At 69.4% G+C, this 24,486-nt stretch carries 24 protein-coding genes; 10 read left to right on the forward strand and 14 right to left on the reverse strand.

Annotated elements, in window-relative coordinates:
• The first annotated feature begins 59 nt into the window (after positions 1 to 59).
• From IU450_RS18890 to IU450_RS18910, 5 genes are read left to right on the forward strand one after another with little or no spacing between them, the layout of a single operon-like run.
• Positions 60 to 788 carry an enoyl-CoA hydratase gene (locus tag IU450_RS18890; RefSeq protein WP_195151039.1) on the forward strand — a complete coding sequence of 243 codons (729 nt, stop codon included), beginning with the start codon at positions 60 to 62 and terminating at the stop codon, positions 786 to 788.
• On the forward strand, positions 788 to 1,927 hold the full coding sequence (locus tag IU450_RS18895; protein WP_195151096.1) for an MBL fold metallo-hydrolase: 1,140 nt from the start codon (positions 788 to 790) through the stop codon (positions 1,925 to 1,927). The genes IU450_RS18890 and IU450_RS18895 overlap by 1 nt, the downstream gene beginning before the upstream one ends.
• 39 nt (positions 1,928 to 1,966) lie before the next feature.
• Entirely contained in the window at positions 1,967 to 2,173 is a 207-nt protein-coding gene (locus IU450_RS18900) for an antitoxin (protein ID WP_195151040.1), read from the forward strand.
• Between the two features lie 47 nt (positions 2,174 to 2,220).
• Positions 2,221 to 4,542, forward strand: coding sequence for an ATP-dependent DNA ligase (locus tag IU450_RS18905; RefSeq protein WP_195151041.1), 2,322 nt, complete (start codon positions 2,221 to 2,223; stop codon positions 4,540 to 4,542).
• 44 nt (positions 4,543 to 4,586) lie between these two features.
• Positions 4,587 to 4,763 (forward strand): antitoxin, encoded by a 177-nt coding sequence (locus tag IU450_RS18910; RefSeq protein WP_227954598.1) that lies wholly within the window; start codon positions 4,587 to 4,589, stop codon positions 4,761 to 4,763.
• Between the two features lie 42 nt (positions 4,764 to 4,805).
• Here IU450_RS18910 and IU450_RS18915 read toward each other — a convergent pair whose 3' ends face one another.
• Positions 4,806 to 5,450 carry a cysteine hydrolase family protein gene (locus IU450_RS18915; RefSeq protein WP_195151042.1) on the reverse strand — a complete coding sequence of 215 codons (645 nt, stop codon included), beginning with the start codon at positions 5,448 to 5,450 and terminating at the stop codon, positions 4,806 to 4,808.
• Positions 5,451 to 5,700: 250 nt separating this feature from the next.
• Between IU450_RS18915 and IU450_RS18920 the strand changes: the two genes are divergently transcribed.
• Positions 5,701 to 6,969 carry a lipase family protein gene (locus IU450_RS18920; RefSeq protein WP_195151043.1) on the forward strand — a complete coding sequence of 423 codons (1,269 nt, stop codon included), beginning with the start codon at positions 5,701 to 5,703 and terminating at the stop codon, positions 6,967 to 6,969.
• Between the two features lie 121 nt (positions 6,970 to 7,090).
• Here IU450_RS18920 and IU450_RS18925 read toward each other — a convergent pair whose 3' ends face one another.
• The 4 genes from IU450_RS18925 to IU450_RS18940 all read right to left on the reverse strand — a co-directional run bounded on the left by IU450_RS18925 (position 7,091) and on the right by IU450_RS18940 (position 12,846).
• The gene (locus tag IU450_RS18925; RefSeq protein WP_195151044.1) at positions 7,091 to 7,744 is read right to left on the reverse strand and encodes an ammonium transporter; all 654 of its coding nucleotides are present in this window, start codon (positions 7,742 to 7,744) and stop codon (positions 7,091 to 7,093) included.
• Between the two features lie 705 nt (positions 7,745 to 8,449).
• A complete protein-coding gene (locus IU450_RS18930; protein ID WP_195151045.1) occupies positions 8,450 to 9,190 on the reverse strand; it encodes an energy-coupling factor transporter transmembrane component T family protein in 741 nt (246 codons plus the stop codon).
• Positions 9,187 to 11,313, reverse strand: a complete 2,127-nt coding sequence (locus tag IU450_RS18935) for an ABC transporter ATP-binding protein (RefSeq protein WP_324197726.1) — start codon at positions 11,311 to 11,313, stop codon at positions 9,187 to 9,189. Before IU450_RS18935 ends, IU450_RS18930 begins: the two co-directional genes overlap by 4 nt.
• Positions 11,314 to 11,379: 66 nt before the next feature.
• Positions 11,380 to 12,846 (reverse strand): flavin-containing monooxygenase, encoded by a 1,467-nt coding sequence (locus IU450_RS18940; protein WP_195151046.1) that lies wholly within the window; start codon positions 12,844 to 12,846, stop codon positions 11,380 to 11,382.
• 85 nt (positions 12,847 to 12,931) lie between these two features.
• On the opposite strand from IU450_RS18940, the gene IU450_RS18945 reads away from it, so the two are divergent.
• Positions 12,932 to 13,993 carry an AraC family transcriptional regulator gene (locus tag IU450_RS18945; RefSeq protein WP_195151047.1) on the forward strand — a complete coding sequence of 354 codons (1,062 nt, stop codon included), beginning with the start codon at positions 12,932 to 12,934 and terminating at the stop codon, positions 13,991 to 13,993.
• Here the strand turns inward: IU450_RS18945 and IU450_RS18950 are convergent.
• The 3 genes from IU450_RS18950 to IU450_RS18960 all read right to left on the reverse strand — a co-directional run bounded on the left by IU450_RS18950 (position 13,990) and on the right by IU450_RS18960 (position 16,136).
• Positions 13,990 to 14,667 carry a phosphodiesterase gene (locus IU450_RS18950; RefSeq protein ID WP_195151048.1) on the reverse strand — a complete coding sequence of 226 codons (678 nt, stop codon included), beginning with the start codon at positions 14,665 to 14,667 and terminating at the stop codon, positions 13,990 to 13,992. The two genes, IU450_RS18945 and IU450_RS18950, sit on opposite strands and share 4 nt — an antisense overlap.
• 67 nt (positions 14,668 to 14,734) lie before the next feature.
• On the reverse strand, positions 14,735 to 15,520 hold the full coding sequence (locus tag IU450_RS18955) for a metallophosphoesterase (RefSeq protein WP_228834741.1): 786 nt from the start codon (positions 15,518 to 15,520) through the stop codon (positions 14,735 to 14,737).
• A 178-nt stretch (positions 15,521 to 15,698) separates the two neighbouring features.
• The gene (locus IU450_RS18960; protein WP_195151049.1) at positions 15,699 to 16,136 is read right to left on the reverse strand and encodes a MarR family winged helix-turn-helix transcriptional regulator; all 438 of its coding nucleotides are present in this window, start codon (positions 16,134 to 16,136) and stop codon (positions 15,699 to 15,701) included.
• A gap of 51 nt (positions 16,137 to 16,187) precedes the next feature.
• Here IU450_RS18960 and IU450_RS18965 point away from each other — a divergent pair, with 51 nt between their 5' ends.
• Positions 16,188 to 16,790 carry a TIGR03086 family metal-binding protein gene (locus tag IU450_RS18965; protein ID WP_195151050.1) on the forward strand — a complete coding sequence of 201 codons (603 nt, stop codon included), beginning with the start codon at positions 16,188 to 16,190 and terminating at the stop codon, positions 16,788 to 16,790.
• Positions 16,791 to 17,455: 665 nt separating this feature from the next.
• Here the strand turns inward: IU450_RS18965 and IU450_RS18970 are convergent.
• Positions 17,456 to 18,223, reverse strand: a complete 768-nt coding sequence (locus tag IU450_RS18970) for an RluA family pseudouridine synthase (protein WP_195151051.1) — start codon at positions 18,221 to 18,223, stop codon at positions 17,456 to 17,458.
• A gap of 41 nt (positions 18,224 to 18,264) precedes the next feature.
• Entirely contained in the window at positions 18,265 to 19,272 is a 1,008-nt protein-coding gene (locus IU450_RS18975) for an adenylate/guanylate cyclase domain-containing protein (protein WP_228834742.1), read from the reverse strand.
• A gap of 193 nt (positions 19,273 to 19,465) precedes the next feature.
• On the opposite strand from IU450_RS18975, the gene IU450_RS18980 reads away from it, so the two are divergent.
• Positions 19,466 to 20,287, forward strand: a complete 822-nt coding sequence (locus IU450_RS18980; RefSeq protein WP_195151053.1) for an alpha/beta fold hydrolase — start codon at positions 19,466 to 19,468, stop codon at positions 20,285 to 20,287.
• A gap of 125 nt (positions 20,288 to 20,412) precedes the next feature.
• On the opposite strand, the gene IU450_RS18985 is transcribed toward IU450_RS18980, so the two are convergent.
• The 3 genes from IU450_RS18985 to IU450_RS18995 all read right to left on the reverse strand — a co-directional run bounded on the left by IU450_RS18985 (position 20,413) and on the right by IU450_RS18995 (position 22,444).
• The gene (locus IU450_RS18985) at positions 20,413 to 21,369 is read right to left on the reverse strand and encodes a type IV toxin-antitoxin system AbiEi family antitoxin domain-containing protein (protein WP_195151054.1); all 957 of its coding nucleotides are present in this window, start codon (positions 21,367 to 21,369) and stop codon (positions 20,413 to 20,415) included.
• Between the two features lie 89 nt (positions 21,370 to 21,458).
• Complete coding sequence (locus IU450_RS18990) at positions 21,459 to 22,088, reverse strand: TetR/AcrR family transcriptional regulator (RefSeq protein WP_228834743.1); 630 nt, start codon at positions 22,086 to 22,088, stop codon at positions 21,459 to 21,461.
• Positions 22,088 to 22,444, reverse strand: a complete 357-nt coding sequence (locus IU450_RS18995; protein ID WP_195151055.1) for an SPW repeat domain-containing protein — start codon at positions 22,442 to 22,444, stop codon at positions 22,088 to 22,090. The genes IU450_RS18990 and IU450_RS18995 overlap by 1 nt, the downstream gene beginning before the upstream one ends.
• Positions 22,445 to 22,661: 217 nt before the next feature.
• On the opposite strand from IU450_RS18995, the gene IU450_RS19000 reads away from it, so the two are divergent.
• On the forward strand, positions 22,662 to 23,858 hold the full coding sequence (locus tag IU450_RS19000; RefSeq protein WP_195151056.1) for an NAD(P)/FAD-dependent oxidoreductase: 1,197 nt from the start codon (positions 22,662 to 22,664) through the stop codon (positions 23,856 to 23,858).
• Between the two features lie 145 nt (positions 23,859 to 24,003).
• Here IU450_RS19000 and IU450_RS19005 read toward each other — a convergent pair.
• The coding region (locus IU450_RS19005; RefSeq protein ID WP_195151057.1) for a transposase at positions 24,004 to 24,486 on the reverse strand (483 nt) is incomplete at its 5' end.

The following is a 24,486-nucleotide window of genomic DNA, read 5'->3' on the forward strand; positions in this document are numbered from 1 at the left end:
GGGTGACGGGCTATGGCAGAGTGAAGAGACCAGATGGACCGTTCAGCCGGGGAGGTCGCATGCTCGGGGTCAGCCGTGACGGTGACGTGGTCACCATCGAACTACGGCGGGAGGAGCGTCGCAACGCGCTCAACTACGAACTCGTGACACTGCTGCGCGAGGCGGTGCTCGCCGCGGTCGCCGACGAGGCGCGGGTCCTCGTGTTGACGGGCCGCGGCCCGGTCTTCAGCGCGGGCGCCGACCTGTCCGGGGTGTACTCCGACGATTTCCTGTCCGGGCTGCTGGAGATGCTGCACACGATCGAATCGGCGCCGATCCCGGTGATTTCGGCGATCAACGGCGCCGCGATCGGAGCGGGGGTGCAGCTGGCGCTCGCCTCGGATCTGCGAGTGATCTCACCGGAGGCGTACATCGCGGTCCCCGCCGCGAAACTGGGCATCACCGTGGACCGGTGGACCGTGCGCAGGCTGGTCGCCCTGATCGGCGGCGGACCGGCGCGAACCGTGCTGCTGGGCGCCGAACAGATACCGGCCGACGACGCCTACGCCTTCGGGTTCGCCAACCGGATCGGCGGGCTGGCCGACGCACAAGCCTGGGCCAAGCAGATCGCGGCGCTGGCCCCGTTGTCGCTGCGGCACATGAAGCTGGTGCTCAACGACGACGGAACGCGCGATCCGGAAACCGCGCAGCAGCGGGCGGCACTCGAGGCCGCGTGGACGAGCGAGGATGCCAAGGAGGGTCGTTTGGCCAGGCAGGAAAAGCGTCCGGCGAAGTTCGTGGGGCGATGATGGACATCAGACGTATCGGAGGCGCGGCCGCGGGTGCGCTGGGCATCGCCTGGCTGGTCCGGGCGGTGTGGGACATCCCGTCGGCGATGGGCGCTTCGATCTCCGCCATTCAGCCGCACGCGGTGGGCGCGACGACCTATCGCGATCGCCAGTTCCACAACACCGAGCCCAGTAGCCAGATAGCCGCGGGTTCGGCTCCCTCGCTGCTGGTCTCGGCCCTGACCCGGCGCAACGCGGGCAGGCCGCGTGGCGCCATCCCGTTGCAAACCCCGCAGCCCACGGCGGCGGCCGCGCTCGCCGTCACCTGGTACGGCCACGCGACGACGTTGATCGAGGTCGACGGGTACCGGATTCTCACCGATCCGGTGTGGAGCGAGCGGGTTTCGCCTTCGCCGCTGGTCGGGCCGGCGCGGCTGCATCCGGTGCCGCAACCGCTGGCCGATCTGCCCCCGATCGACGCGGTGATCATCTCGCACGACCACTACGACCACCTGGACAAGGAGACGGTCCGAGAGCTGGTGGCGCGCCAGAGCGCGCCGTTCCTGGTTCCGATCGGCATCGGCGCCCACTTGCGGCACTGGGGTGTCCCGGAGGATCGGATCGTCGAATTGGATTGGGGCGGTTCGATTTCGCTCACCGAGCTCGGCCGGGACCGGGATGGCGTGGATCTGGTGATCACCTGCACGGAGGCGCGGCACTTCTCCGGACGCGGCCTGCTGCGCAACACCACCCTGTGGGCCTCGTGGTCGATCGTCGGTCCCACACGGCGTGCGTACTTCGGCGGCGACACCGGCTACACCAAAGCGTTCGCCGCGGCGGGCGCCGCGCTCGGCCCGTTCGATCTGACGCTGCTGCCGATCGGCGCCTACGACGAGCGCTGGCCGGATGTGCACATGAATCCCGAGGAGGCGGTCCGGGCACACGCCGATCTGTGTGGCGGCGATCCGGGCCGCGGCCTGCTGGTGCCCATTCACTGGGCGACGTTCAATCTCGCCTTCCACGGCTGGTCCGAGCCGGTCGGGCGCATGGTGGCCGCGGCGCGGTCGGCGGGTACTGCGGTCGCAGTACCGATGCCCGGCCAGCGTGTGGACCCGTCGAGTGCCCCACCTGCGGATTCTTGGTGGGAGAATGTTGGGTGAACGACTCCGGCTAATTGACGACAGGAAGGATTCACGGCGATGAGTTTCGCGGATACGGTCAAGGGCCTGGTCGAAAAGGGGAAGGACGCGGCGGCCAAGAACTCCGACAAGATCAACCAAGCGGTCGACAAGGCCGGTGACTTCATCGATCAGAAGACGCACGGCAAGTACACGGACAAGATCGCGAAGGGCAAAGAGGCCGCCAAGAAGGTGGTCCCGCCCGATCAGTCCGGACCGCACGCCTGAGCGAGCGGCGGAGACCACGTCGTGGTCTCCGCCGCTACACTTCGGATATGGCGGCCCGCCGCGCGTTCGGTGGTATCGAGGTTGACCTGAGCAACCTCGACAAGGTGCTGTATCCGGCCACCGGCACCACCAAAGGCGAAGTCATCGCCTATTATTCGGCGATCGCGCCTGCCATGCTGCCGCATATCGCCGGCCGGGCGGTCACCCGGAAGCGCTGGCCCAACGGGGTCGACGAACCGTCCTTCTTCGAAAAGAATCTTCCGTCGCACGCGCCGTCCTGGATCGAGCGGCGCACCCTGCGGCATTCCGATCGCAAGGTCCACTACCCGCTGATCGATTCCGAAGCAGGGCTGGCCTGGCTCGCGCAGCAGGCCGCGCTGGAAGTCCATGTGCCGCAGTGGCGTTTCGACGGCGACGAGATGGGCCCGGCGACCAGGTTGGTCTTCGATCTGGACCCGGGCAAGGGCGTCGGGCTCGCCGAATGCGCCGAGGTGGCGCTCGCGGTGCGCGAGATGGTCGAGGGCATCGGTTTGCACGCGTTCCCGGTCACCAGCGGCAGCAAGGGCATTCACCTCTACGTGCCGTTGGATCGCGAGCTGAGTCCGGGCGGCGCGTCCACGGTGGCCAAGCAGGTGGCCACGAATCTGGAACGGCTGCACCCGGACCTGGTCACGTCGACGATGGCGAAGGCGGCTCGCGGCGGCAAGGTCTTTCTGGACTGGAGCCAGAACAACCCCGCGAAGACCACGATCGCGCCCTACTCGTTGCGGGGGCGGCCGGAGCCGAACGTCGCCGCCGCGCGCACGTGGAAAGAGATCGAGAACCGGAAGAAGCTGCGGCACCTGCGGTTCGACGAGGTGCTGGCCAGGTACCGAGCCGACGGTGATCTGCTGGCGGAGCTGGATCCGCCGCTGGCGCGGCGTGATTCGACCTCGACGCAGGCAGGGCCGGACGCGTTGACGAAGTATCGCTCGATGCGTGATCCGGCCCGCACGCCGGAGCCCGTCCCCGCCCAGGCGCCCGAGCCGGGGACGAACAACCGCTACGTCGTGCAGGAGCATCACGCGCGGCGGCTGCACTGGGATGTGCGGCTGGAGCGCGACGGTGTCCTGGTGTCCTGGGCGGTGCCCAAGGGCCCGCCGACCTCGCCGGAGCAGAATCGCCTCGCGGTGCACACCGAGGATCATCCGATGGAGTATCTCGACTTCCACGGCGCCATCCCGAAGGGCGAGTACGGCGCGGGCGAGATGACGATCTGGGACTCCGGCATCTATGAGACCGAGAAGTGGCGCGACGACGAAGTCATCGTCCGGTTCCACGGCAAGCGGCTCACCGGCCGGTACGCGCTGATCCAGACCAACGGCAACCAGTGGCTGATGCACCTGATGCGTGCTTCCGACGCTGCCGAACCCCAGGAAGAGGCGGACAAGTCGCCGGGCCGGATCATCCGTCCGTCCAACGGGCCCGCGCCGCTGCCGCGCGGACTGTCGCCGATGCTCGCGACTCCCGGCGACGTCAACGAACTCGGGGCCGACGAGTGGTGCTTCGAGACGAAGTGGGACGGCTTCCGGCTGATCGCCGAGATCGATTCCGGCGCGATCACCTTGCGCAGCCGGGCGGGGAACATCGTGACCGACCGCTATCCCGGCATCGCGGCGTTGCGGCGGGAGTTGTCCGGGCACCGAGTGGTGCTGGACGGCGAGGCGGTCGTCTTCGACGATCACGACGTGGCGATCCTCGGTCTGCTGCAAGCCGATGCGGCGCGGGCCGTTTTCGTCGCGTTCGATGTGCTGTACCTGGACGGCACCTCGCTGCTGCGCAAACGCTATTCCGATCGCCGCAGGGTGCTCGAGGCGCTCGCCGCGAACGCGCCGTCGCTGGTGGTGCCGCCGCGACTGGACGGCTCGGGCGCCGAAGCCCTGCGCTACAGCCAGGAGCAAGGGCTGGAGGGCGTGGTCGCGAAACGCAAGGATTCGGTGTATCTGCCGGGCAAGCGCGGGCATTCCTGGGTGAAGCAGCGCAACTGGCGCACTCAGCAGGTGCTGATCGGCGGCTGGCGGCGCAGCACGGCGCGGGATTTCAAATCGCTGCTGGTCGGCATTCCGCACGACGGGCGGCTGATCTACGTCGGCCGGGTCGGTACCGGCTTCGACGAGCCGGTCATGCGGGACCTGGCGGCGCGCTTGCGCAAGCTGGAGCGAAAGACCTCGCCGTTCGACAACGACCTCACCGCGCAGGAGCGCAAGGAGGCGGTGTGGGTGACGCCGAAACTCGGTGGCACCGTTAGGTTCATGAACTGGACCGAGGCGGGACGGCTGTGGCACCCGGCCTGGGTCGGGGCCGCGCCGCACGCGCGGGAGGCTGGGTAGGGTTGATTCGCGGTTGTTCCCAGCGCGAAAACGAGGAGTGCACGGTGGACTTCAAGAACCTGGCAGGCAAAGCGATGGACCTGGCCCAGAAGAACGCGGACAAGCTGGACGCGGTCATCGACAAGGCGGGCGACCTCGTGGACGAGAAGACGGGGAAGAAGTACGCGAGCCAGGTCGACACCGCCCAGGACGCGGCCAAGAAGGCCTTGCGGGAGCAGTGAACGATCGAACGGGACCCGGCCGCGCCGGGGCCCGTTCTCGTGTCAGCGGCCGCCCGCGAGCAGCGGGGTGATGGTGGCGATATCGGTCACCAGCGTGTGGCCTTGGAATGCGAAGTCGTCGTAGGCCCGCGCCATGGCCGCTTCGTCCCGGCCGCCGACCGCGTCGCTGATCACCACCGGGACGAACCCGAGGTCGGTGGAGTGGGTGACCGTGGGCGCGATGCCGATCTCCAGCGCGACACCCGCGATCGCGTAGGCGCCGATACGCAGGTCGCGCAGCATCGAGGCCAGCGGCGTCCCTTCGAACGCCGACATCGACGTCTTGTCGAACACCACCTCGTCCGCGCGCGGCCGCAGCTCCGGGACCAGTTCGAAGGCCGGGGTGTCGCGCTGCAGGATGAAGCGCACCTCGTCCACCGAATCCACCTGCTGCCAGTTCATGGCCATGCGCAGCGCGAAGGCTCCGCTGAGGCGCTGGGGCAGGAAGAAATGGCGCAGGAAGACCACCGGGTAGCCACCCGAGCGCGCCGCGTCGACCACCCGCACCACGCGCTCGATGATCTCCTGGCCGTCGGGCAACTGGCTGAGCACGCCGACCTGCATGTCGTAGACGATCACCGCCATCCGGTCCGGGGCGCACACGTCGGCGAGTCCTTCGGGGATGTCCAGTCCGTTGCCATGCCGCATACTCGGCTACTCCTCTTCGTTGCGCCCGCGCCGCTCGGGGGGTGGCGCCCGACGGCTATCCGATTGCGCTAGGGGCGTTTTCGTCAACACTGTAGCCAGTCCGGCGGACACCACCGGCGGTGGGTGTGACCTGCGATCGACCGTTGCCGGGGTGGTCGGCGCCGCAGTACCGTTGAGTTCTGGAGGCCGGGTGGTTCGGCGCCGAACGCACCGGAGATACTCGCGCCTCGCCGGGACTGGGGAGGCCCTGATGAAGGATGTTCAGCGAGCGCCTGCCATCGCGTGGGCGAGCAACCGGCCTGTGCGCGCGGCGATCCTGCGGGCCGTACTGGCGGCTCTGACCTTTCTGGTCGCCGCCCTGAGCGCCGCCCCCGCGGCGTACGCCGAGCTACCGCCGCCGGATCTGGACCCGTTCTACGCCGCCCCCGCGGACCTGGGCGACTACCGGAACGGCGCCGTGCTGGATTCCCGCCCGATCGCGCTGTTCGGTCTGCCTCTGCCCATTTCGACCTGGCAGGTGAAGTACCGGAGCACCGACGCCAGTGACGATCCCGTCGCGGATGTGGCGACCGTCATGGTGCCGATGCTGCCGTGGTTCGGTCCCGGCGCACGGCCACTGCTGTCCTACCAGGTCCCCGAGGACAGTCTGGGCACGCGGTGCGCGCCGTCGTTCGCGTTGCGCGGCGGCTGGGACACCGGTGCCGTGAACACGCTGATCGACACGCCGTTCATGGCGGAGGCGCTACGCCGCGGGTGGGCGGTGGTGGTCAGCGACTACGAGGGGCCGCGATCCCGTTTCCTCGACGGGGTGAACTCCGGACGGGGTGTGCTGGACGGCATTCGGGCAGCCCGTGACTTCCCGCCTGCCGGACTCGGGCCCGCGACGCCGATCGGCGCTTGGGGCTACTCCGGTGGTGCGTTCGCCACGTTGTGGGCCGCGCAGATACAGCCGTGGTACGCGCCGGATGTCCGGCTCGCGGGGCTCACCTCGGGCGGCGTTCCGGCCGACTGGCCTGCCATCGCGCGTGAAGCGGACGGCACCGTGCAGGCCGGACTGGCGTTGCTGATCCTGTTCGCGCTCGCCCGCAACGATCCCGGCGGTGGGTTGCTGGAGCTGCTCAACGATCGAGGGCACGCGGCGCTGATCGAGAACGGCGCGGCCTGCGGGTCCGATCTGGTGCCGAAGTACGCGGGCGCGCGGGTCGACGACTTCGCCCTGGTCCCGGATCTGCTGTCACAACCGGCCTTCCGGGCCGCGACCGACGCCCAGGAACTCGGCGGCAGCGCGCCCGCGGCGCCGATGTATCTGTATCACAGCCTCACCGACGACGTTATCCCCGTAGCGGGGTTCACCGACCTGGTCCGCCGCTACTGCGCGCGGGGAGCGACCGTCACCTCGGTGCACTCGATGCTGCCCACGCACAACCCCGCGGCGATCGGTGAGGCTCCGGGCGCGATGAACTTCCTGGCCGAACGCTTCGCGGGTCTGCCTGCCGCTGCGGGATGCCGCGAGCGGTAGGCGGGTGAACGTCCGACCGCGGTGGCGGGCGCGCACCGCCGCGGACGAGACCCACCGGGTACACACACGAAAGCGCACCGAATCACAGTCGATTCGGTGCGCGTCGTGCGGCGGGCGCCGGTCAGTTCTGCGGGCGGCCGGTGGTGTCCATCCACTTGGTGGTGCCGGGCTGGGCGGCCAGCGTGCTCAGCAGATCGATACCGGCGATGATCAGAGCCGGTCCACCGACGACGATGGTGCCGATGATGCCGCCGATGCCCGCACCGGCGAGTACGGTGCCGATACCGATCGGCCCGCCGATGAGGCCGGTCAATCCGACGAGCGCGCCGATCACCGTGCCGATGAACCCGCCGACCGCGGTGGCGATGCTGAACTGCGACAGGAACGCGTCCATCGCCCGCTGGTTCTCGAACGGGGACGCGACCGGCGTGACCGCAGGGCGGGCCTGTGCCGCGTCCTTCACGACGGTCAGTTCCAGTACCCGGCCCGCGTCGCGCACGGCGTGCGGCATGGGATATTCGAGGCCGTCCTGCCGGAACGCGAGTGGCAGTGTGACCGCGACGTTTCCGGCCGCATCCTTGATGTCGACGGCGTCGCCGCGCACGTCGAACGTCCCCGCGGTGAGCGTCGTCACGATCTTGTTCCCGATCAGCTCGGCCTGGTAGCCGATGTCCTGGACCGGCGCCGCGGCGGGTTCCGCGTGCGCGACGCCGGTCCCGACCGCGAGCGCGGCGACAAGTGGCACGGCAGCGGCGGTGACTTTCCGGAGAATCATTTCTCGGTTCCAATCTTCATCAGGTTTCGAGCAATAGAGAACGCGGCGCACGCCGAAATTCCTTCCCCCATCGGCATGTACGTCCGTAATGTGATCCAGAAGACAGCTACTTCTGAGTGATAACTGTACTGTGGCTGACGGGGTTTAGGACCTGATTTTCAGGGGTAATCTTCCGTTTTTCACGGCTCCCATGGGGTTATAGCGCATCGCTATTCAAGGCGGACCGCGCTGTAGTGGTTGCGGGCGAGGCGGCGTGTCCTCGGCGCCGCGGACCTGTTCTCGACCGAACTCACGGCGGCTCGGCCGCGCCGGTCGTCGCTTCCCATGTGCGCGATGCGGTGCGACCTCCAACTGAAACAGCTGTCCCGAGATACTCGAAGCGAGTCTTTCGAGTATGTAAGGCCAACTACGCCAATGACTTTCGCGAGATCGTGCGCGAGCGCAAGCGTGCGGATGCCCTCATCCCGCTCGCGCGGCCGACAGCTGGGCGGCTGGAAGGGTGGCGCGACGAGACCTGGAACACCGACCGTGGGCCGATGGCTGCCGACATAACGCACGAACGCTGCGCCGAACCCGGTCGGTCGAGTTTCGGTGTCCGCGGGCCGTTTCTCGTATCGGGTGATGTCACGCAGGCCGCAAACCTTCGGCGAATATCGGCGACACAGTTCACCGGAGACTTTCCGGGGTGGCAACCGACCAGAATAGTCAGAGCAGCAGTAGGTGCAGGGCGATGGAGCCCAGGCAGACGCCGAAGATGAGTGCGAGCGCGAGCGCGTCGCGGCGGCCGGGAGCGCTGGGGTGGGCGGTGAGCTGGCCGGTGCCGCCGCGCGCCGTGATCGCCTCACCCAGTTCGCCGGCGCGGCGGGTGGACACCGCCATGGCCGCGGTGAGGATGTCGATGAGCGGATTGTCGGCCGCGCGGGCGAGCATGCCGGCTTTCGGACGCAGCCGGCGAGCGGCCCGCAGCACCCGGATCTCCTCCATGAGCAAGGGCAGACCGCGCAGGGTGAGGGCGACGACGACAGCCCATTCGTCGACCGGGAGCCGCAGTCGGCGCAACGGCGCGCCCAACCTGGCGAGGGCGGGCGCGATATCGCCCATCGGTGTGGTCCACGCGATGAGGAACGACGCGGCCACCAGGATCAGGGTGAACGTCGCGATCTGCGCATAGCGCAGCACCGCCGCGCCGCCGACCGGCACGGTGATCAGGCCGCCGACGACGAACAACGCCCAGAACCACCAGGGCAGGCGTGGCAGCGTGCCGAGCGGCAACCGGGCGGTGACGCCGACGAACACCAGGAACGCTGTCATGACCCCGAGTACCGGCCAGGAGGGCATGAACATCAGCACCAGGCTGATCAGGAACACGCCGATCATCTTGGTGCCCGCCCACAGCCGGTGCACCGGACTGGCGACCGGCACCTGACGCAGCAGAACGGTGCTCATCCTCGACCTCCGTGCTCGAATCGCCACGCGGTTTCACCCCGCGTACGCAGCGCCCCCGAGCCGGAATCGGCCTGCGCGCCGGCCTTGCTCGCCACCGGCGTGGCCTCCCATGCGGATTCCGCGCCCAGGATCCGTCCCGACCGCAGATGCACCGTCCGATCGCACACCGCCGCCATGTCGGCCACGTCGTGCGAGATGACGATCAGCGTCAATCCGGAATCTCGTAGCCGCGCGAGCAGCTCCACCACGTCGGCCCGGCCCTCCGGGTCGAGACCGGCCAGGGGCTCGTCGAGCACGACCACTTGGGGATGGCTGGCCACGATGGCGGCGAGCACCACCCGTTTGGCCTGGCCGCCGCTGAGTTCCTCGATCGAGCGTGCGGCCAGCGACCGGTCCAGCCCGACCGCGTCCAGCGCGCGCCCGACCGCACCGGAGCCCGTGGCCCGCCCGCCCCAGTCCGCGATCTCCGCGCCGACGGTCTGCTTCTGCAATTGCAGGCGGGAATGCTGGAACGCCAGCTCGACCCGCCCGATCTGCTTGCTGATCGGCTTCCCGCGCAGGTCGCAGCGACCGGAACTCGGTTCGATCAGACCCGCCATGATCCAGGCCAGGGTGGATTTGCCCGAGCCGTTCCCGCCCACGATGAGCAGCGCCTCGCCCTGCCGGACGGACAGGTCGACGCCGTGCAGGGCGGGCGCTTCCCACGGCGTCGCGCGGTTGTAGGTGTGCCGGACGTCGCGCAGTTCCAGGATCGGCTCGCCCATCGGCCTACGGCGCTCGTCGCGCGCCGGTCGCGGCCACGCGGGCAGGCGCTCGACCGAACGGCCTGCGGCCAAGTGCACCACCCGGTCCGCGGCCGCGGCATCGGCTTCGTGGTGGGTGACCAGCACCACGGCCATCGAGTGCCGTCTCGGCAGTGCGGCCAGCAGTTCCACCAGTTCCCGGCGTCCGTCCGGATCGATCATCGAGGTCGCCTCGTCGGCGATCAGCAGCGCGGGCCGCCGGGCCAGCGCCGCCGCGACCGCGAGCCGCTGCTGCTGTCCGCCGGAGAGCGTGGCGGTCTCCTTGCCACCCATCCCGGCGAGACCGACCTCGCCGAGCAGTCCCTCGACGTCCACCTCGGCGGCCAGCTGGGCGGACAAGCCCCACACGACGTCGTCGGCGACGAGCACCCCGAGGGTCTGGCTCTCCGGCCGCTGCAGCACCAGCGCCGTCCCGCCGAGCCGCCCGAGCCCGGCCGACCCGGGCCGCCGCACCGATCCCGAGGTGGGCGGCAGCCCCGCCAGCAGCCGGGTCAGCGTCGACTTGCCCGAACCGTTGTGTCCCACCACGGCCACGAATTCGCCGACCTCGACGGTCAGGTCGACGCCACTGAGCGCTTCGCGCGCCGCGCCGGGATAGCGGAACCCGGCATCGCGCAGCGTGACCGGCAGCGGTGCGACGGGCCGGTCGTCGACCGGGGCGTCGAGCCGGTCCGAGCCGGGCAGCCAGTCCAGCCGGTCCAGTACCGAGCCGAGGACATACCAGGAGAACACCCCGGTGGCCACCATGCCGAGCGCGACGCCGCCACCGATCCACAGCCACCACCAGCGCAGCACCGAGTCGGCCAGTTCCGCCGCGAGCTGCCCGAGCGCAGCGAGCTGCACCTGGGCGGCGAGATCCTGCATACCGCGCGCGAGGTTGCGGATGTTGTCGAAGAACAGGTTGCGGGCGCTCGACAGCGCCAGCAGCGACCCGACGGCGAGCGCGGCCCAGACCAGCCCGGCGAGCAGCGAGAGCACGAACACCGCGATGACGCCGCCGCCGCGCCGCTTCACGCTCCCGATGATTCCGCCCATGGTGGCCGCGGCGAGCAATGCCGTCGCCGCCGCCATACCGGCCGCCACGAAGGTGACCAGCGTGGCCGCGATGGTCGCGGTCACCACCGCGCGCGGCCGGAAGCGATGCGCGATCAGCCCGATCGGGACCGCGGCGACCAGATTCAGCGCCGCGGCGAACGGGACCACCGATCCGATGGTGACCAGCCCGACGGTGGCTCCGCCCAGCACGGCGCCGGTGGCCAGCTCGATCGGACGCAGCGGCCCCCGCTGATCCGATTCGCCCGGACGGTCCAGTTCATTCACAGCACAAGTCTGCCAGCCCGGCGGGGGGTGCCGGGTGACGGCGAAATCGAGCGGGGCCTTTGTCCGTCACGAGACCGGAGTGAGGGTGTAGTGCTGGGGGTCGAGGCGACGGGTTCGGCGGCGGTAGCTGGTTTGCGAGCCGGGCCAGTTGTTGGTGATGCGGCCCGCGGAGTTGCGGTACCAGCTCGAGCAGAAGTTCCACGGGGTGCGGGCCAGGCGTTGCTGGAGTGCGGTGTTGTAGTCCTCCTCCAGGTCCGCGCGAACGTCGACGCAGTGGCCGGGATGGTCGGCCAGCAACTGCACGGCCTGCCGGATGTAGCGAGCCTGCGACTCGATCATGTAGATGATCGAGCCGACGCCGAGATTGGTGTTGGGCCCGTAGACGAGGAAAAGGTTCGGGAAGTCCGGCACCGTGATGCCGTAGTAGGCGTGCGCGCCGTCGGCCCAGGCGTCGGCCAGCTTGCGGCCCCCGCGGCCGTAGATGTCCATCGGCCAGAGGAACTCCGTGCCTTTGAAGCCGGTGCCGTAGATGATCACGTCCACCTCGTGCAGGGTTCCGTCGGCGGTGCGTACGCCCTGCGGGGTGATCTCGCTGATGGCGGTGGTCTCCACCCGCACGTTCGGCTGGGTGAGCGCGGGGTAGTAGTCGTTGGAGAACAGTGCGCGCTTGCACCCGATCGGATAGCCGGGGGTGAGCTTGGCTCGCAGCTGCGGGTCCTCGACCTGTTCGGCCAAGTGCCGGGAGGCGATGCGGGCCACCCACCGCGCGATCGCGGGCACTTCCACCAGCCCGAGCGAGACGAACTCGGCGATCGACCACCACCCGAACCGCTCGGCCAGCAACGCGCCGGGCAACCGCGCGAAGAGGTTGTGCTGGATCGGCGAGTAATCGGTGTCGAACTTCGGGATCACCCAGGCGGGCGTGCGCTGGAACAGCGTGAGCCGGTCGACCCGGGGCTGGATCTCCGGGATGAACTGGATGGCGCTGGCCCCGGTGCCGACGCAGGCGACGCGTTTGCCGTCGAGGTCGACCCCGTGGTCCCACTCGGCCGAATGGAACGACGGACCCGCGAACGTCTCGACGCCGGGAATGGCGGGCAGGGACGGCCGCGACAGCTGACCCACCGCCGAGATCAGTACGTCTGCGATCCAGCTGCCCCCGTCGGCGGTGCGGACGGTCCACCGGCCGGTGGCGTCGTCGAATTCCGCGTCGGTGACGCTGGATTTGAAATGGATCGCCGCCAGCACGCCGTGGCGTTCGGCGACACCGCGCAGGTATCGGTGAATGGCGGCACGCCCCGAGTACCGCTGCGGCCAGTCCGGCTTGGGTTCGAACGAATACGAGTACAGCGGGGACGGCACGTCGCACGCGGCGCCGGGGTAGGTGTTCTCCCGCCACACCCCGCCGATGTCGGCGGCGCGCTCCAGGATGGTGATGTCGTCGAAGCCGTTGCGGCGCAGCTCGATCGCCATGCCGATGCCGCCGAAGCCCGCGCCGATGATCAGGATCGTCGGCCCACTGCGCGCTGTCATGTGACACTCCTCACTGCGACCGTAACTGTCTCCACTGTAGGAGCCGCTGTGCCGTGGTATCGAGAAATTCGGCCATAATGTCCGCGTGGAGCGGGTGCAGGATCCGGAAATCCGCGATTGGAACTTTCCGCGCGGGGTGGCCAGCGTGGCGCTGATGGTCGGTTACGCGGCGGAACACGAGGTGCCTGTCGCCCGCATGCTGCGGGGCACCGGCCTCACCGAGCAGCAATTGCGGGATCCGGACGCGCAGATCGACGCACACACCGAACTGGCGGTCATCCGCAATCTAGTCCGCGAACTCGCCGACCGGCCCGCGCTCGGCGTCGAGATCGGCCGCCGCTACCGGATCACCACCTTCGGCATCTTCGGCTTCGCCTGCGTCAGCAGCCCGACGCTCGGCGAGGCGATCAGCTTCGCGCTGCGCTACCTGGATCTCAGCTTCACGTTCTGCCTGCCGGTCGCGGAGTGGGGCGAAGGCGAGTTCGTCGCGGTGGTGCACGACGAATCGGTGCCTGCGGACGTGCGCCAATTCCTCGTCGAGCGCGACGTCACCGCCATGCATCAGGTGATGAGCGACCTGCTCGGCACCCGCTTGCCGCTGACGCGCGCCGAATTCCGTTTCCCCGCACCCGCCTACGCGGAGCGGATCACTGAGGTGACGGTGGTGCCGCCGCGCTTCGGCATGTCGCGCAACCTGTTCGCGATCGAACCGATGCTGCTGGAACAACCACTGCCGCAGGCCAACGAGCACACCTGGGCGATGTGCCTGGCGCAGTGCCGGGACTTGGTTCACCGCCGCAGGGCCCGCACCGGCATCGCGGCCGAGGTGCGCGAGCGCCTGGTGCCGCGCGGTGGCGCGGACGGGTTCGCCGCGCCACCCGGCATCGACGCCGTGGCGAACGATCTCAATATGAGCACTCGCACGCTGCGCCGCCACCTCGACGCGGCCGGAACCAGTTATCGCGCGTTGCTGGACGAAGTGCGGCGGGCGTTGGCGGAGGAAATGCTCACCGCCACACCGCTATCGGTGAGCGACGTAGCGATCCGGCTCGGCTACGCCGAAGCCTCGACGTTCATCTTCGCCTTCAAGCGGTGGACCGGTAACACCCCGGCGGCCTACCGCCGCGAACGCGTCGTCCGGCGTTAAGCCCCTTCGCCGCGGCCGCTGCGGCTGCCGGTGTAGGCCAGCTCGCGGATCTTGCCGATGGCTTTGGGGAACAGCTCCACCTCGGGCGGGTGGTTGAGCATCGGATCGAAGTAGTCCGTCCGGTGCTCGGCGGATTCGGCGGGACGCAGCGTGAGTTCGGCGACCCGCCAGGCGGGTCCGCCGAGGCGGCTGGCGGTGAGGGTGAAGGCCACCAGGTCCTCTTGCAGGTGGGCTTGCATCGACTCGAGCGACGCCGACCCGGGCTGCACGCCGTCCGGCTCGGCGAAGAACCAGGTGGGCGCGGAGTTGTCGATCCGGTAGGGCATCAGGCAGCCGTAGCGTGCGCTGGCCCAGCCGCGCGCGGGAGTGATCACCAGCCTGCCCAGCGGTCCCCGGCCCGTGGTGGCCAGCGCGAAATCCCAAGGCTGGTCGTCATGGCCGAGCACTCGGAACGCCAAGCCGAGCACATCCGGCAGCCCGTCCGGGAGCCCGACGCCCTTGGACAGCCGCGCGATGACCGCACGGTCGCCACTGCCGAAGAGCGGCTCGAACTCGGGTTCCGCGTGCAGGCGACCGGCCAGGTGCAGACCCGTCGGGTGGAACACCCGCGCATGCCGGATCCGTGCTCCGGCCGCGAACGCGTTCTTCACCACTGCGGCTGGTAGATCGACCATGGCGAATCCTCCCGGGTAGGCGTCGTGTGCCTCCCGATTGCCCCGGCTCGTGCCCGGTAAACCGCCCTCAGACCGGTTGTACGCCGATCCGGCCGCCCAGCGGGACGGTCCGGAAGTGGGTGGTGAGCCGGTGGTCGTCGCCGATGACGTGCAGCGCGACCGCCGGGTCCGGCGCGTAGTCCATGACGTGGTCGGGCATGTCCAGTTCCCACTCGCCGGCCAGCACCGACGCGGTGCTGGGAGCCACCAGCAGCGGTCGGCCCCCGAACATGGTGGTCGCGGCGGAGTGCGCGTGCCCGGTCAGTACCGCGACGATCCGGTCGTCACCGGCCACCAACTCGGCCAGCCGCTGCGGCTCGGCGAGGGAGATCCCGTCGACTATCGGGCTGAACAGGTGCGCGGGCGGGTGATGCAACGCGAGCAGGATCGGCTTGCCCGCGGGTGCCCTGTCGAGCACCTCGTCCAGCCATTGGTAGGTCTCGTCGGCGAGCCGTCCACCGGCCTCCCCGGGAACGCTCGAATCCAGCAGCGCGATGGTGAGATCGCCGATGCGATGCGTGCGGTTGATCGGGGCGTCGGACGCGGGCTCGCCGAGCAGGCGCGTGCGGAAGCCCGCGCGGTCGTCGTGATTGCCGGGGATGGCGTACACCGGGATCTCGGCGTCGAACGCGAGCCTGGCCTCCGCGTACTGCTCGGGTTTGCCGGACTCGGTGATGTCGCCGGTGACCAGGATGGCGTCGGGTCTGCGGCGCAGGCCGGCGATGAACGCCATCACCTGCTGCACACGCTCGGCATTGCGGGTGCCGAGATCGAAATGTGTGTCGCTGACCTGAGCCACCAGGATCATCGGCATTCGCTTTCGCTAGGGGTTCGCTGCACTGCGTCAGAGTGTGCGCGCGCCGCGGCCGCCGCACGTCATCAGGCTAATTGACCTGCGTATTACGCGTCGTCATGACGCTCGCCACCGCGCGAAAGGTCCCCATCGAACTATGATCGAGATCACATTGTGAAATGCGCGGTCGCGGTCTCGTTCAGGACGTGGAGGGTTCGGACACCGCGTCGGAGAGGGTGCGCAGGGCGCGCAGGAAGGTGCGGCGGTCCGGTTCGGGAAGCCGCTCGAGTAGCCGGTCCTCGCCCGCCTGGATGTCGCGCTGGGCGCGGTCGCGCAGGGCGCGGCCCGCGTCGGTGATCGACACCAGGTTGACCCGTCGGTCCGTCGGGTCCGGTTCGCGCGTGATCAGGCCACGGCGCTGCAGCTCGTCGAGCACGCCGATGATGCGGGTCTTGTCCGCGCCGATCGCCTTGGCCAGCGCCGCCTGGGTGTAGACGGGTTCGGCGCCGAGCCCGAGGAGGACGGAGTAGCCCCACATCGACAGCTCGTGGCGCTCCAAGATGGGCTGTTCGGCGGCCATGAGCGTCCGGATGAGCGGCGCGATCATCGCGGCGAGATCGGGACGGGCGTTCGGCATGGACCGACGATACTGCTTGGCAAATTGTAGGCTTGCACTTACGATAAGCGCATGCCTACTAACTCTCTGGAAGAATTGCGGGCCCGGCACGCCCGGTCCGTTCGATTGAGCGTGGACGTCGTCGCCCGTGTGCGCCCCGACCAGCTGGACGCCGAGACTCCCTGTGCGGGTTGGCCTCTTCGTGACCTGCTGGAACACATGATCGCGCAGAACAACGGCTTCGCCGACGCCGCGCGGGGCGGCGACGATATCGGCGTCTGGGCCGTCCGCCCATCCGCCGATCCGGTCGCGGATTACCGCGTCTCGGCCGACGACGTCCTGGCCGCCTTCGCCGCCGAGGACGTCTTCGAGCGCGCGCTGGTGCTCGCGGAAATCCTGCCGGACCAAGGCATTCCCGCCGACCGTGTGATCGGCTTCCATCTGGTGGACAGCGTCGTCCACGCCTGGGACGTCGCGCGATCCATCGGTGAAACCGTCACGCTCGATGCCGCCCTGGCCGACGAAGCGCTGAACATCGCACTCACCGTCCCCGACGGCCCCGAACGCTCCGCCCCCGGCGCGCCCTTCGCCCCGGCCCTGACCGCGCCGGGGCAGACATCGACCCTCGACCGAATCCTGCTGGCCCTCGGCCGCTCACCGAACTGGCCGAACTGACCCGCTCGAGCGAGTCGGTCAGCCCTGCGGGGGTTCCCGCCCTCCTCAGGCCCGGCGCTCTGGGTGATCCGTCTGGGGATGAGTGTGCGTGAACCGCACGCTGGCGGTGGCTCCCTGAACTGGCGAGCTGATCCGCTCGAGTGGCCCGGCGGAACCTCTCGTGCAGGCCTTTGACCTCTCGGATCGGCTGTGTGCCCTAGGCGACCCCACCAGCGATGACCGGAGAACAACCGCGCGGCGGCCGCTCTTCAACTCGCCGAGTTGATCCGCGAAGACGGCCCGTCGGCCCGTCGCGATGCTCCTGGCCTTGTGCGCCGACAGTGCGTCCTGGGGACAGCTGTGCACGAACTGCGTTCGGGGCCGCTCCCCGGCCGGCCGCGCGGGTGGCTCGTCGGGCGTGCTGCGGCGCTGCTGCCCCCACGTCGGGCGGGTACCCTGGGTGATCCACCTCGGGATGGTTGTGGAAGAACCGCGCGGTGGCAGCCGCTTACCCGGTCGTGCCGCCGGGCTTTCTCGCGCACTGTCCCCGTCTCGCGTGGTCGACGGACCTGCGCCGGGGCGGGGCCGACCGGTGGGTCGGCACCGGTTCGCCGCACAGCGTTTTTCGCAGCGGCGATGCCCAGCTGAGGAGACGACGGGAGGTGTGGAGAACGAAAGGCGGCGGGCTACCGGATTGTGCGCAGGAGGTCGGCGGCGTGGTCGAGCGGGGGCGGGGCTGTGGGTTCGCCGAGCGGAGCCCAGAAATCGGCGTCGGGCTCGGCGGTCAGCGACAGTTCGGGCGGGGTGCGCCACGAGGCGGTGAGGGCCAGGCGCCAGGAGTGCAGGTAGGTCCGTTGGTGGGCGCCGGAGCGGTCGAACAGCGGGTCGCCGACGATCGGATGCCCGGTCCAGGCCAGGTGGACGCGGATCTGGTGACGGCGGCCGGTGACCGGACGCAGCGCGAGCACGGTGTGCGCCGGGCCGCGCAGCACCGTCACGAAGTGAGTGAGTGACGGGTAGTTCTTGGCGGAGAGCAGGTCGGCGTCGTCGACGAACCAGCGGCCCGCCGAATGGCGGATGCTCTCGCGCGGCGCCGCGATCCGCACCCGGTTCTTCCGTCCGACGCTGAGCGGCAGATCGAACACGCCGCTATCGGGCAGATCGGTGGCCGCGACGACGGCCAGATACGCCTTGTCGGCGGTCTGTTTGTTGAACTGCCTGGTCAGCTCGCCGTGCGCGCGGAGTTCCTTGGCGAACAGGATCAGGCCGGAGGTCACCTTGTCGATCCGGTGCACCGGATACAGCGTTTCGCCTGCCGCGGCCGCCAGTTCGACGAGGTCGGTGTCGTGGCGCTCGCCGGTCACGGAGATGCCGGCGGGTTTGTGCAGGGCCAGGATCGCCGCGTCCTCGTCGATGAGGGAACGCCCGCGCAGTTGTGACCAGTCCGTGTCCACCGGACGAGCCTAGGGCGGCCGTCGCGGGCAAGCGGCAGCGGCTACTTGCCGTTCTTGCCGTTGTGGCGCAGCAGGTGCGGCCGCAGGCGATTGAAGCCGCGCACCCGGACGCTGCGCAGGTGCCTGATGGTGAATGCCGGGTCGCCCTCCAGCGCGGCGGCGGCGTGGTCATCGATGAGGACGGTGCCCGGCCGCGCGACGCCGGTGAGCCGCGAGGCGATGTTCACCACCGAGCCGTACAGGTCCCCGAAGCGTTGCAGTACCGGGCCGTAGGCGACGGCGACGCGCAGGTCCGGGGTGCCGCCGACCATCATGGTCGATTCCTGGATGGCGAGGGCTATGCGGGCGGCCTCGGTGGCGCTCTCGGTGGCGAACATGACTTCGTCGCCGACGTTCTTGATCACCCATCCGCCGTTCTCGGTGATGGCGGCGGTGGTGGTGGATTCGAACGCCTCCAGCAGCATGGACAGTTCGTCCGGATGCAGGTGCCTGGTCAGCCGGGTGTAGCCGACCATGTCGGCGAAACCGACGGCCAGCTCGCGCACCGACTCACCCGCACTCGTCCCCGGGTCCAGCGAGCGCGACAGCGCGGCGGCGAGATGGCGTCGCCACGCGTAGGTGTTCAGCTGCTCGAGCGTGGCGATGGCGCCCTCGGTGGCGGCGCGCACCGTCTCCTCCGGGTCGGCGTCGGGATCCGCCCTGGCGATGCGCTCCTCGATCTCCGCCAGCACCAGGTCGACCTGCCATTCCGCCAGGCGCGCCATGCCCTGGCCGAGCGTGCGCGCGGTGGCCGACTGCTGCCGGGTGTCCGCCGAGGACAACACGGTCAGCTGCTCGAAATTGCGCACCGCCGCGACATCGGCGTCGGCGTAGTCGACCGCTTCGTCACCGATGCTCGACGGGAAACCGAGCGCCATCCACAAGCGCTTCGTGAGCGCCGTCGTCGTCCCCGACTGCTCGGCGACCTCGGTGCGGTTGTACCGGCGTGCTCCGTCGAGCAGGTAGGTCTCGACGACCGACTGCACCAACTCGGACCTCTCGGTGGCCATGATCGGTACCTTACGGGCCATATCCGACGACTCGGCCCCCATTGGGGGAGTTCACATACCGCCGACTACCCGACGTCGGATTCGCTTCCGCGGCGACGGCGTGGACGGCTTTCTCGGCGGCAGAGGTCATCGCACCGCACGGCGCACTCCGATAGCGTCGGGGCGAGGGACGGGTCTCTGATCGGAGGACATCGTGGGCAAGACCGGACGGGCTGCCGGGTTCGAGATCACGGAGGGCGTGTGGGCGCACGGCCTTCCTTACTTCGCGATCGGCTCCGGTCGGCCGTTGGTGTTTCTCCGTTGGTTCAGCCCCGACCACGCGAACCCGCGCGGGTGGATGCGCGATTCCGAGATCAAGACGCTGAAGCCGCTCGCCCGGAAATTCCGCGTCTACGCGGTGAGCCGCGCGCCGGGCATGACGGAGGGCATCACGATGGGCGAGATCGCCGCCGAGCACGCGGATGCGCTGCGCGGCGAGTTCGGTGAGCCGGTCGACGTGCTGGGCATCTCCTCCGGCGGCTCGGTGGCGCTGCAACTGGCCGCCGATCATCCGGAGGTGGTGCGCCGCCTCGTCATCGCGTCGTCCGGATACCGGTTGGATCCGGTCGCCAAGGAAGGCCAGATGCGCTACGCCGAAGCCGCTCTGCGCGGCCGCCGGGCGATGCACCACCTGGCATCGAGCGCCGTATCCTCGCCTGTCGGCGCCCGTTTCGCGGCCGCCGCCATGTGGTTGCTCGATCCGCTGAACCGCCCCGCCGACCCGGCCGACACGCACGCCTTCCTCCGCGCCGAGGACGGATTCGACCTCGGCGCGCGCCTCGGCGAGATCCACGCGCCCACGCTCGTCGTCGGCGGCGAACGAGACGCCGCCTACAGCCTCGCCACGTTCCGTCGCACCGCCGACGGAATCCCCGATTCCCGCCTCGTCATCTACCCCGGCGCGGGCCACATGGGTGCGATCAAGCACCCCCGCTTCGCCACCGACGTCACCGACTTCCTGACCCGCAGCGCCTGAGCGCCCATGAACCGAATCGCCGGTATCTCGCCCACGGCGGTTGTCCCTCGATGGGCGAGGGCCGGTGATCGGGCAATGGTTCATGGGACGCCTTTTCGCGCTCATCGGGACGGTGGAAGTGTGGATCAGAATGCGGGGGTGGGCGTCCAGTAGCCGGAGCGGTGGTCGCCCGTGGCGGTGCGGAACTCCGTGTGAAGGCGCTCGGCCAGGCAGGCGGGAGCGCGCAGGTCGTTCCAGGTCCAGCGGACGACCGTCCAGCCGAGGGCGCGGAGTCGGTCTTCGCGCAGCATTTCCGCGGTGACCGCCTGGTCGCTGGGCCGCAGGCCGCGCGATGCGGTCCGGTGCTCGGCCTTTACGTCGAACTCGCCGATCACCCCGAGGTCGGGGAACAGGAAATCGACCCGACCGACGCATATCTCGCTATCGGAGAAGACGCGTGCTTGCACTTCGGGAGCGGGGAAACCATGCTGCCGCAGCAAGATCCGGCTGCGGGATTCTCCGACGCTCTCGCTGCGGCCGTCGAGGAAGTCGAGGACGAGGGCGGCCCTGCGGCAGCCCGGCCGGTGCCTGGCCCTGCGGAGTTGTTCGCGCAGTTCCGTCGTGGTGGTCAGGCCCTGGCGCAAGGCGGAATCCCCGAGAGCGACGGATTGTTCGAAGCCTTCCGAGCGCGCGATGTCGAGGACGGTCCGCGCCGCCGTGGTCACTCGGATGTCGTCGACCAGGGTGATCTCGTCCGGCTCCACCTGGGCCGAATGGACCACGACCCGCCTGCTCAGCCGACCGCCGTTGATCCGGTTCCTGGTGAGATGAACGCGGTCGAGTGGAATGCCCCAGGTCGCCATTCCGTGCAGCACCGCCGCCGAGCAGTGGCTCGTGATGGCGGACTCGGACGTGGATTCCGCCGTCGCCAACGTCATCAGCAGATGTCGCCCGGTCGCGCCGAGACCGGACGCGGGCGAATTCAGATAGTGCCCGGCCCGCAGCCGCTGCCATTTCCCTGTTCGGCACAACCGGTGCAGTGCCTTGTCGGACAGACCGGATGCCAGCGCTTGCCTGCGCGAGATCAGTTGCGGTGCTTCCATATGACGATCGTGAGCGACCGGCGCCCCCGGCACACCCATCGCGCGGGCGAATGTGGACAACACGCCTGCTGTGGATAACTCCGGCGCGTTCAGCCCATCTGAGTCATGCCCGCCGCGACCACCTGGGCCACGTTCAGCACTTCGTCGGCGGTGGGCAGCGGCACTCCGTCGAGCGCGTGCAGCCGGTCCGTGCTGGCGATGGCGAACATCGCCGAGACCCAGGCCGCGGCGCACGCACGCAGGGTTCCGGGGCGGACCGGGACCGGTGCGCTGGCCTGCAGCACCTTGGCGGTCACGTCGAGCATTTGATCGCGCAGGCGGCGCAGTTGCCGTCGCACGTCGGGATGGGTGTCGGCTTCCCGCCACAGGATCACCCGCAGCACCGACGAGTGGTGGTCGCGCAGGTTCAGTGCGGCATCGAGGTTGACCAGGCTGGTCGCCGGATCGCCCGGCGCCACCACGGTGCCGATGTCATCGATCGGCTGCGCGGGCACCCGCTCGGACATCAAGGCGGACAGGATCGAATCCTTGGTCGGGAAGTAGTAGAAGACGAGTCCTTTGGGGACGCACGCCGCGGCGGCGATGGCCGCCGTCGCGGTGGCGTCGAATCCTTGTGCCGCGAAGAGTTTCTCCGCGGCGTCGAGGATGAGCTGCCGGGCGTCGCCGTCGGCTTTCGCGCTGCGGCGACGCCCGGCGCGCCGGGCCTTGGGCATCTGCATCAGTGATGCGTGGCCATGCCGTGCAGACGTCCCGACACCGTCGGCAGCGCCGCTACCGCGACCACCGCCGTCACTACTCCGACCACCCATGCGGTCCAGGATGCGCTGCGGTACTCGGTGAAGTCCATGACCCAGGGGGAGATGAACAGCAGTGCGCCGCACAGGCCCATCACGTAGTCCGCCGCCGCCATCTCGGGGCGGGCCATCTGTGCGAGACCGGTGAGGGCGATGAGCACGCCGAGCACGATCAGCGACCACATGGCGTTGTCGTTGGTGTCCACCCAGAGGGGGGACAGTGCGGCGAAGGCTCCGAGCACGACAGCCAGGAAATCTTGCGCGCGGCTCTCGGTGAACATGTGTGCCTCCTCGGGCTGGAAATATGTCCTGTCCTCGGTATAACTCTGATTGACCGCCCGATCAATATCGGAATGGAAACGATTGCGCGGCAGTCGCTCGCCCGCCCTGACGTGACCGTCCTCACAGAGGCGTGAACCAAGCAGAGGTTAGGGTGGGCTTCGTCGCACCGCTGGTTCCCGGGAATCGGCGGCCGGGTTCCAAAGAAGGGATGGCCGTATGACCGCGCCGATCGTGATCGTCGGAGCCGGCCTCGCCGGCCTGCGCACCGCGGAGGAACTGCGCCGCGCGGGATACGCCGGTGCGCTCGTGCTGGTCGGTGACGAGTCGCGCTTGCCCTACGACCGGCCGCCGCTGTCCAAGCAGTTCGTGCGCGGCGAAACCGACGACACCACCCTGCGTCCGAGCGAGTTCTACGACGAGAAGCAGATCGAGTTGCGGTTGGGCGCCGAAGCGGTCGGCGTGGACACCGCGGCGCGCCGCGTTCGCCTCGCCGACGGCACGATGCTGGACTACGACCAGCTGATCGTCGCCACCGGCCTGCGCCCGCGCCGCCTGCCCGGCCTGCCCGATCTGGCCGGCGTGCACGTGCTGCGCGGCCATTCCGACGCCGTCGCCCTGCGCGCCGATCTGGCCGGCGCTGCCACGGCGCTCGTCGTCGGCGCGGGCTTCATCGGCTGCGAACTCGCGGCGAGTTTCCGGGCGCAGGGGGTGGACGTCGTGCTGGTCGAACCGCAGGCGACGCCGCTGGCCTCGGTGCTCGGCGAAGAAGTCGGCGAACTGGTCGCGCGGACGCACCGTGCGGAAGGGGTCGATCTGCGCTGCGGTATCGGCGTGGACACCCTCCTCGGCGACGACGCGGGGCGGGTGCGCGGCGCCCGACTGTCCGACGGCACCGAGATCGCCGCCGACCTCGTCGTGATCGGCGTGGGTTCGCGGCCGGTGACCGAATGGCTCAGCGATTCCGGGATCGCGCTGGCCGAACCGTCGGCCGGTGGCGGCGTGCTCGCCGACGAGGTGGGGCGCACGTCCGCCGAAGGCGTGTGGGCGGTGGGTGACGTGGCGGCGTGGCTGCACGACACCGGATCGCGTAAACGCGTCGAACACTGGACCAACGCGGGTGAACAGGCCAAATTGGTCGCCTGCGCGCTGCTGGGCGCCGAACCGCCCACGGCGGCGCGCGTCCCCTATTTCTGGAGCGACCAGTACGACGTCAAGATCCAGGCGCTCGGCACCCCTGGCGCGACCGACGAGGTGCACATCGCCTCCGACGACGGCCGCAAGTTCCTCGCCTACTACTCCCAGGGCGGCAACCTCACCGGCGTCGTCGGCGCGGGTATGACCGCGCAGGTGATGAAGGCGCGCGCGAAGATCGCGGCGGGCGCTCCGGTGACGGAGCTGCTGGCGCCCAGCTGAACGCGCCGGGTGAGCGACGAATCTCGGCGGGCTGATGGCGCTCAGCTGAATTGCGGGCAGTTCGGCTGGTCCCATTCGACGAGGCCGGGGCGGCGAGCCGGCGTGCGTGCGGCTGTTGCGGCGGGGGGTGTCCCTATCGTGTTCGTCAAGCTGCTGAGGTTGCGGGTGTCCGGTAGGGCTGTTTGTTGCGGAGCATGGCGAACAGGACGTCGCAGCGTCGTCGCGCCAGGCAGATGAGGGCGGCGTTGTGTTTCTTGCCTTCGGCTCTCTTTTTGTCGTAGTAGGCGCGGCTGGCCGGGTCGTGCAGGGCGGCGAATGCGGACAGGAACAGCGCTCGTTTGAGTTTGTGGTTGCCGGAGCGGGCGGGGTGTTCACCGCGGATGGAGCTGCCGGAGCGGTGGGTGATCGGGGCGATGCCGGCGTAGGAGGCGAGGTGGCCGGCCGAGGCGAACGCCGTGGCGTCACCGACTTCGAGCAGGATGCGGGTGCCGGTCCTGACTCCGATGCCGGGCATCGAGGTCAGGACCTCGGCAAGAGGGTGGTCGGCGAACATCTCCTCGATGTCCTCGGCGATCTGCTTGCGTTGCAGCAGAACTACTTTCAACGAATCTGCCAGTTTCGGGAGCAC

It is taken from the genome of Nocardia abscessus (genome assembly GCF_015477775.1).
Lineage (GTDB): Bacteria > Actinomycetota > Actinomycetes > Mycobacteriales > Mycobacteriaceae > Nocardia > Nocardia abscessus_A.

What these genes read in the sequence shown, in the direction of transcription:
- IU450_RS18890 (WP_195151039.1), top strand. Translation starts at nt 60, where the DNA reads ATGCTCGGGGTCAGCCGTGACGGTGACGTGGTCACCATCGAACTACGG.
- IU450_RS18895 (WP_195151096.1), top strand. Translation starts at nt 788, where the DNA reads ATGGACATCAGACGTATCGGAGGCGCGGCCGCGGGTGCGCTGGGCATC.
- IU450_RS18900 (WP_195151040.1), top strand. Translation starts at nt 1,967, where the DNA reads ATGAGTTTCGCGGATACGGTCAAGGGCCTGGTCGAAAAGGGGAAGGAC.
- IU450_RS18905 (WP_195151041.1), top strand. Translation starts at nt 2,221, where the DNA reads ATGGCGGCCCGCCGCGCGTTCGGTGGTATCGAGGTTGACCTGAGCAAC.
- IU450_RS18915 (WP_195151042.1), bottom strand. Translation starts at nt 5,450, where the DNA reads ATGCGGCATGGCAACGGACTGGACATCCCCGAAGGACTCGCCGACGTG.
- IU450_RS18920 (WP_195151043.1), top strand. Translation starts at nt 5,701, where the DNA reads ATGAAGGATGTTCAGCGAGCGCCTGCCATCGCGTGGGCGAGCAACCGG.
- IU450_RS18925 (WP_195151044.1), bottom strand. Translation starts at nt 7,744, where the DNA reads ATGATTCTCCGGAAAGTCACCGCCGCTGCCGTGCCACTTGTCGCCGCG.
- IU450_RS18930 (WP_195151045.1), bottom strand. Translation starts at nt 9,190, where the DNA reads ATGAGCACCGTTCTGCTGCGTCAGGTGCCGGTCGCCAGTCCGGTGCAC.
- IU450_RS18940 (WP_195151046.1), bottom strand. Translation starts at nt 12,846, where the DNA reads ATGACAGCGCGCAGTGGGCCGACGATCCTGATCATCGGCGCGGGCTTC.
- IU450_RS18950 (WP_195151048.1), bottom strand. Translation starts at nt 14,667, where the DNA reads ATGGTCGATCTACCAGCCGCAGTGGTGAAGAACGCGTTCGCGGCCGGA.
- IU450_RS18955 (WP_228834741.1), bottom strand. Translation starts at nt 15,520, where the DNA reads ATGCCGATGATCCTGGTGGCTCAGGTCAGCGACACACATTTCGATCTC.
- IU450_RS18960 (WP_195151049.1), bottom strand. Translation starts at nt 16,136, where the DNA reads ATGCCGAACGCCCGTCCCGATCTCGCCGCGATGATCGCGCCGCTCATC.
- IU450_RS18965 (WP_195151050.1), top strand. Translation starts at nt 16,188, where the DNA reads ATGCCTACTAACTCTCTGGAAGAATTGCGGGCCCGGCACGCCCGGTCC.
- IU450_RS18975 (WP_228834742.1), bottom strand. Translation starts at nt 19,272, where the DNA reads ATGGCCACCGAGAGGTCCGAGTTGGTGCAGTCGGTCGTCGAGACCTAC.
- IU450_RS18985 (WP_195151054.1), bottom strand. Translation starts at nt 21,369, where the DNA reads ATGGAAGCACCGCAACTGATCTCGCGCAGGCAAGCGCTGGCATCCGGT.
- IU450_RS18990 (WP_228834743.1), bottom strand. Translation starts at nt 22,088, where the DNA reads ATGCAGATGCCCAAGGCCCGGCGCGCCGGGCGTCGCCGCAGCGCGAAA.
- IU450_RS18995 (WP_195151055.1), bottom strand. Translation starts at nt 22,444, where the DNA reads ATGTTCACCGAGAGCCGCGCGCAAGATTTCCTGGCTGTCGTGCTCGGA.
- IU450_RS19000 (WP_195151056.1), top strand. Translation starts at nt 22,662, where the DNA reads ATGACCGCGCCGATCGTGATCGTCGGAGCCGGCCTCGCCGGCCTGCGC.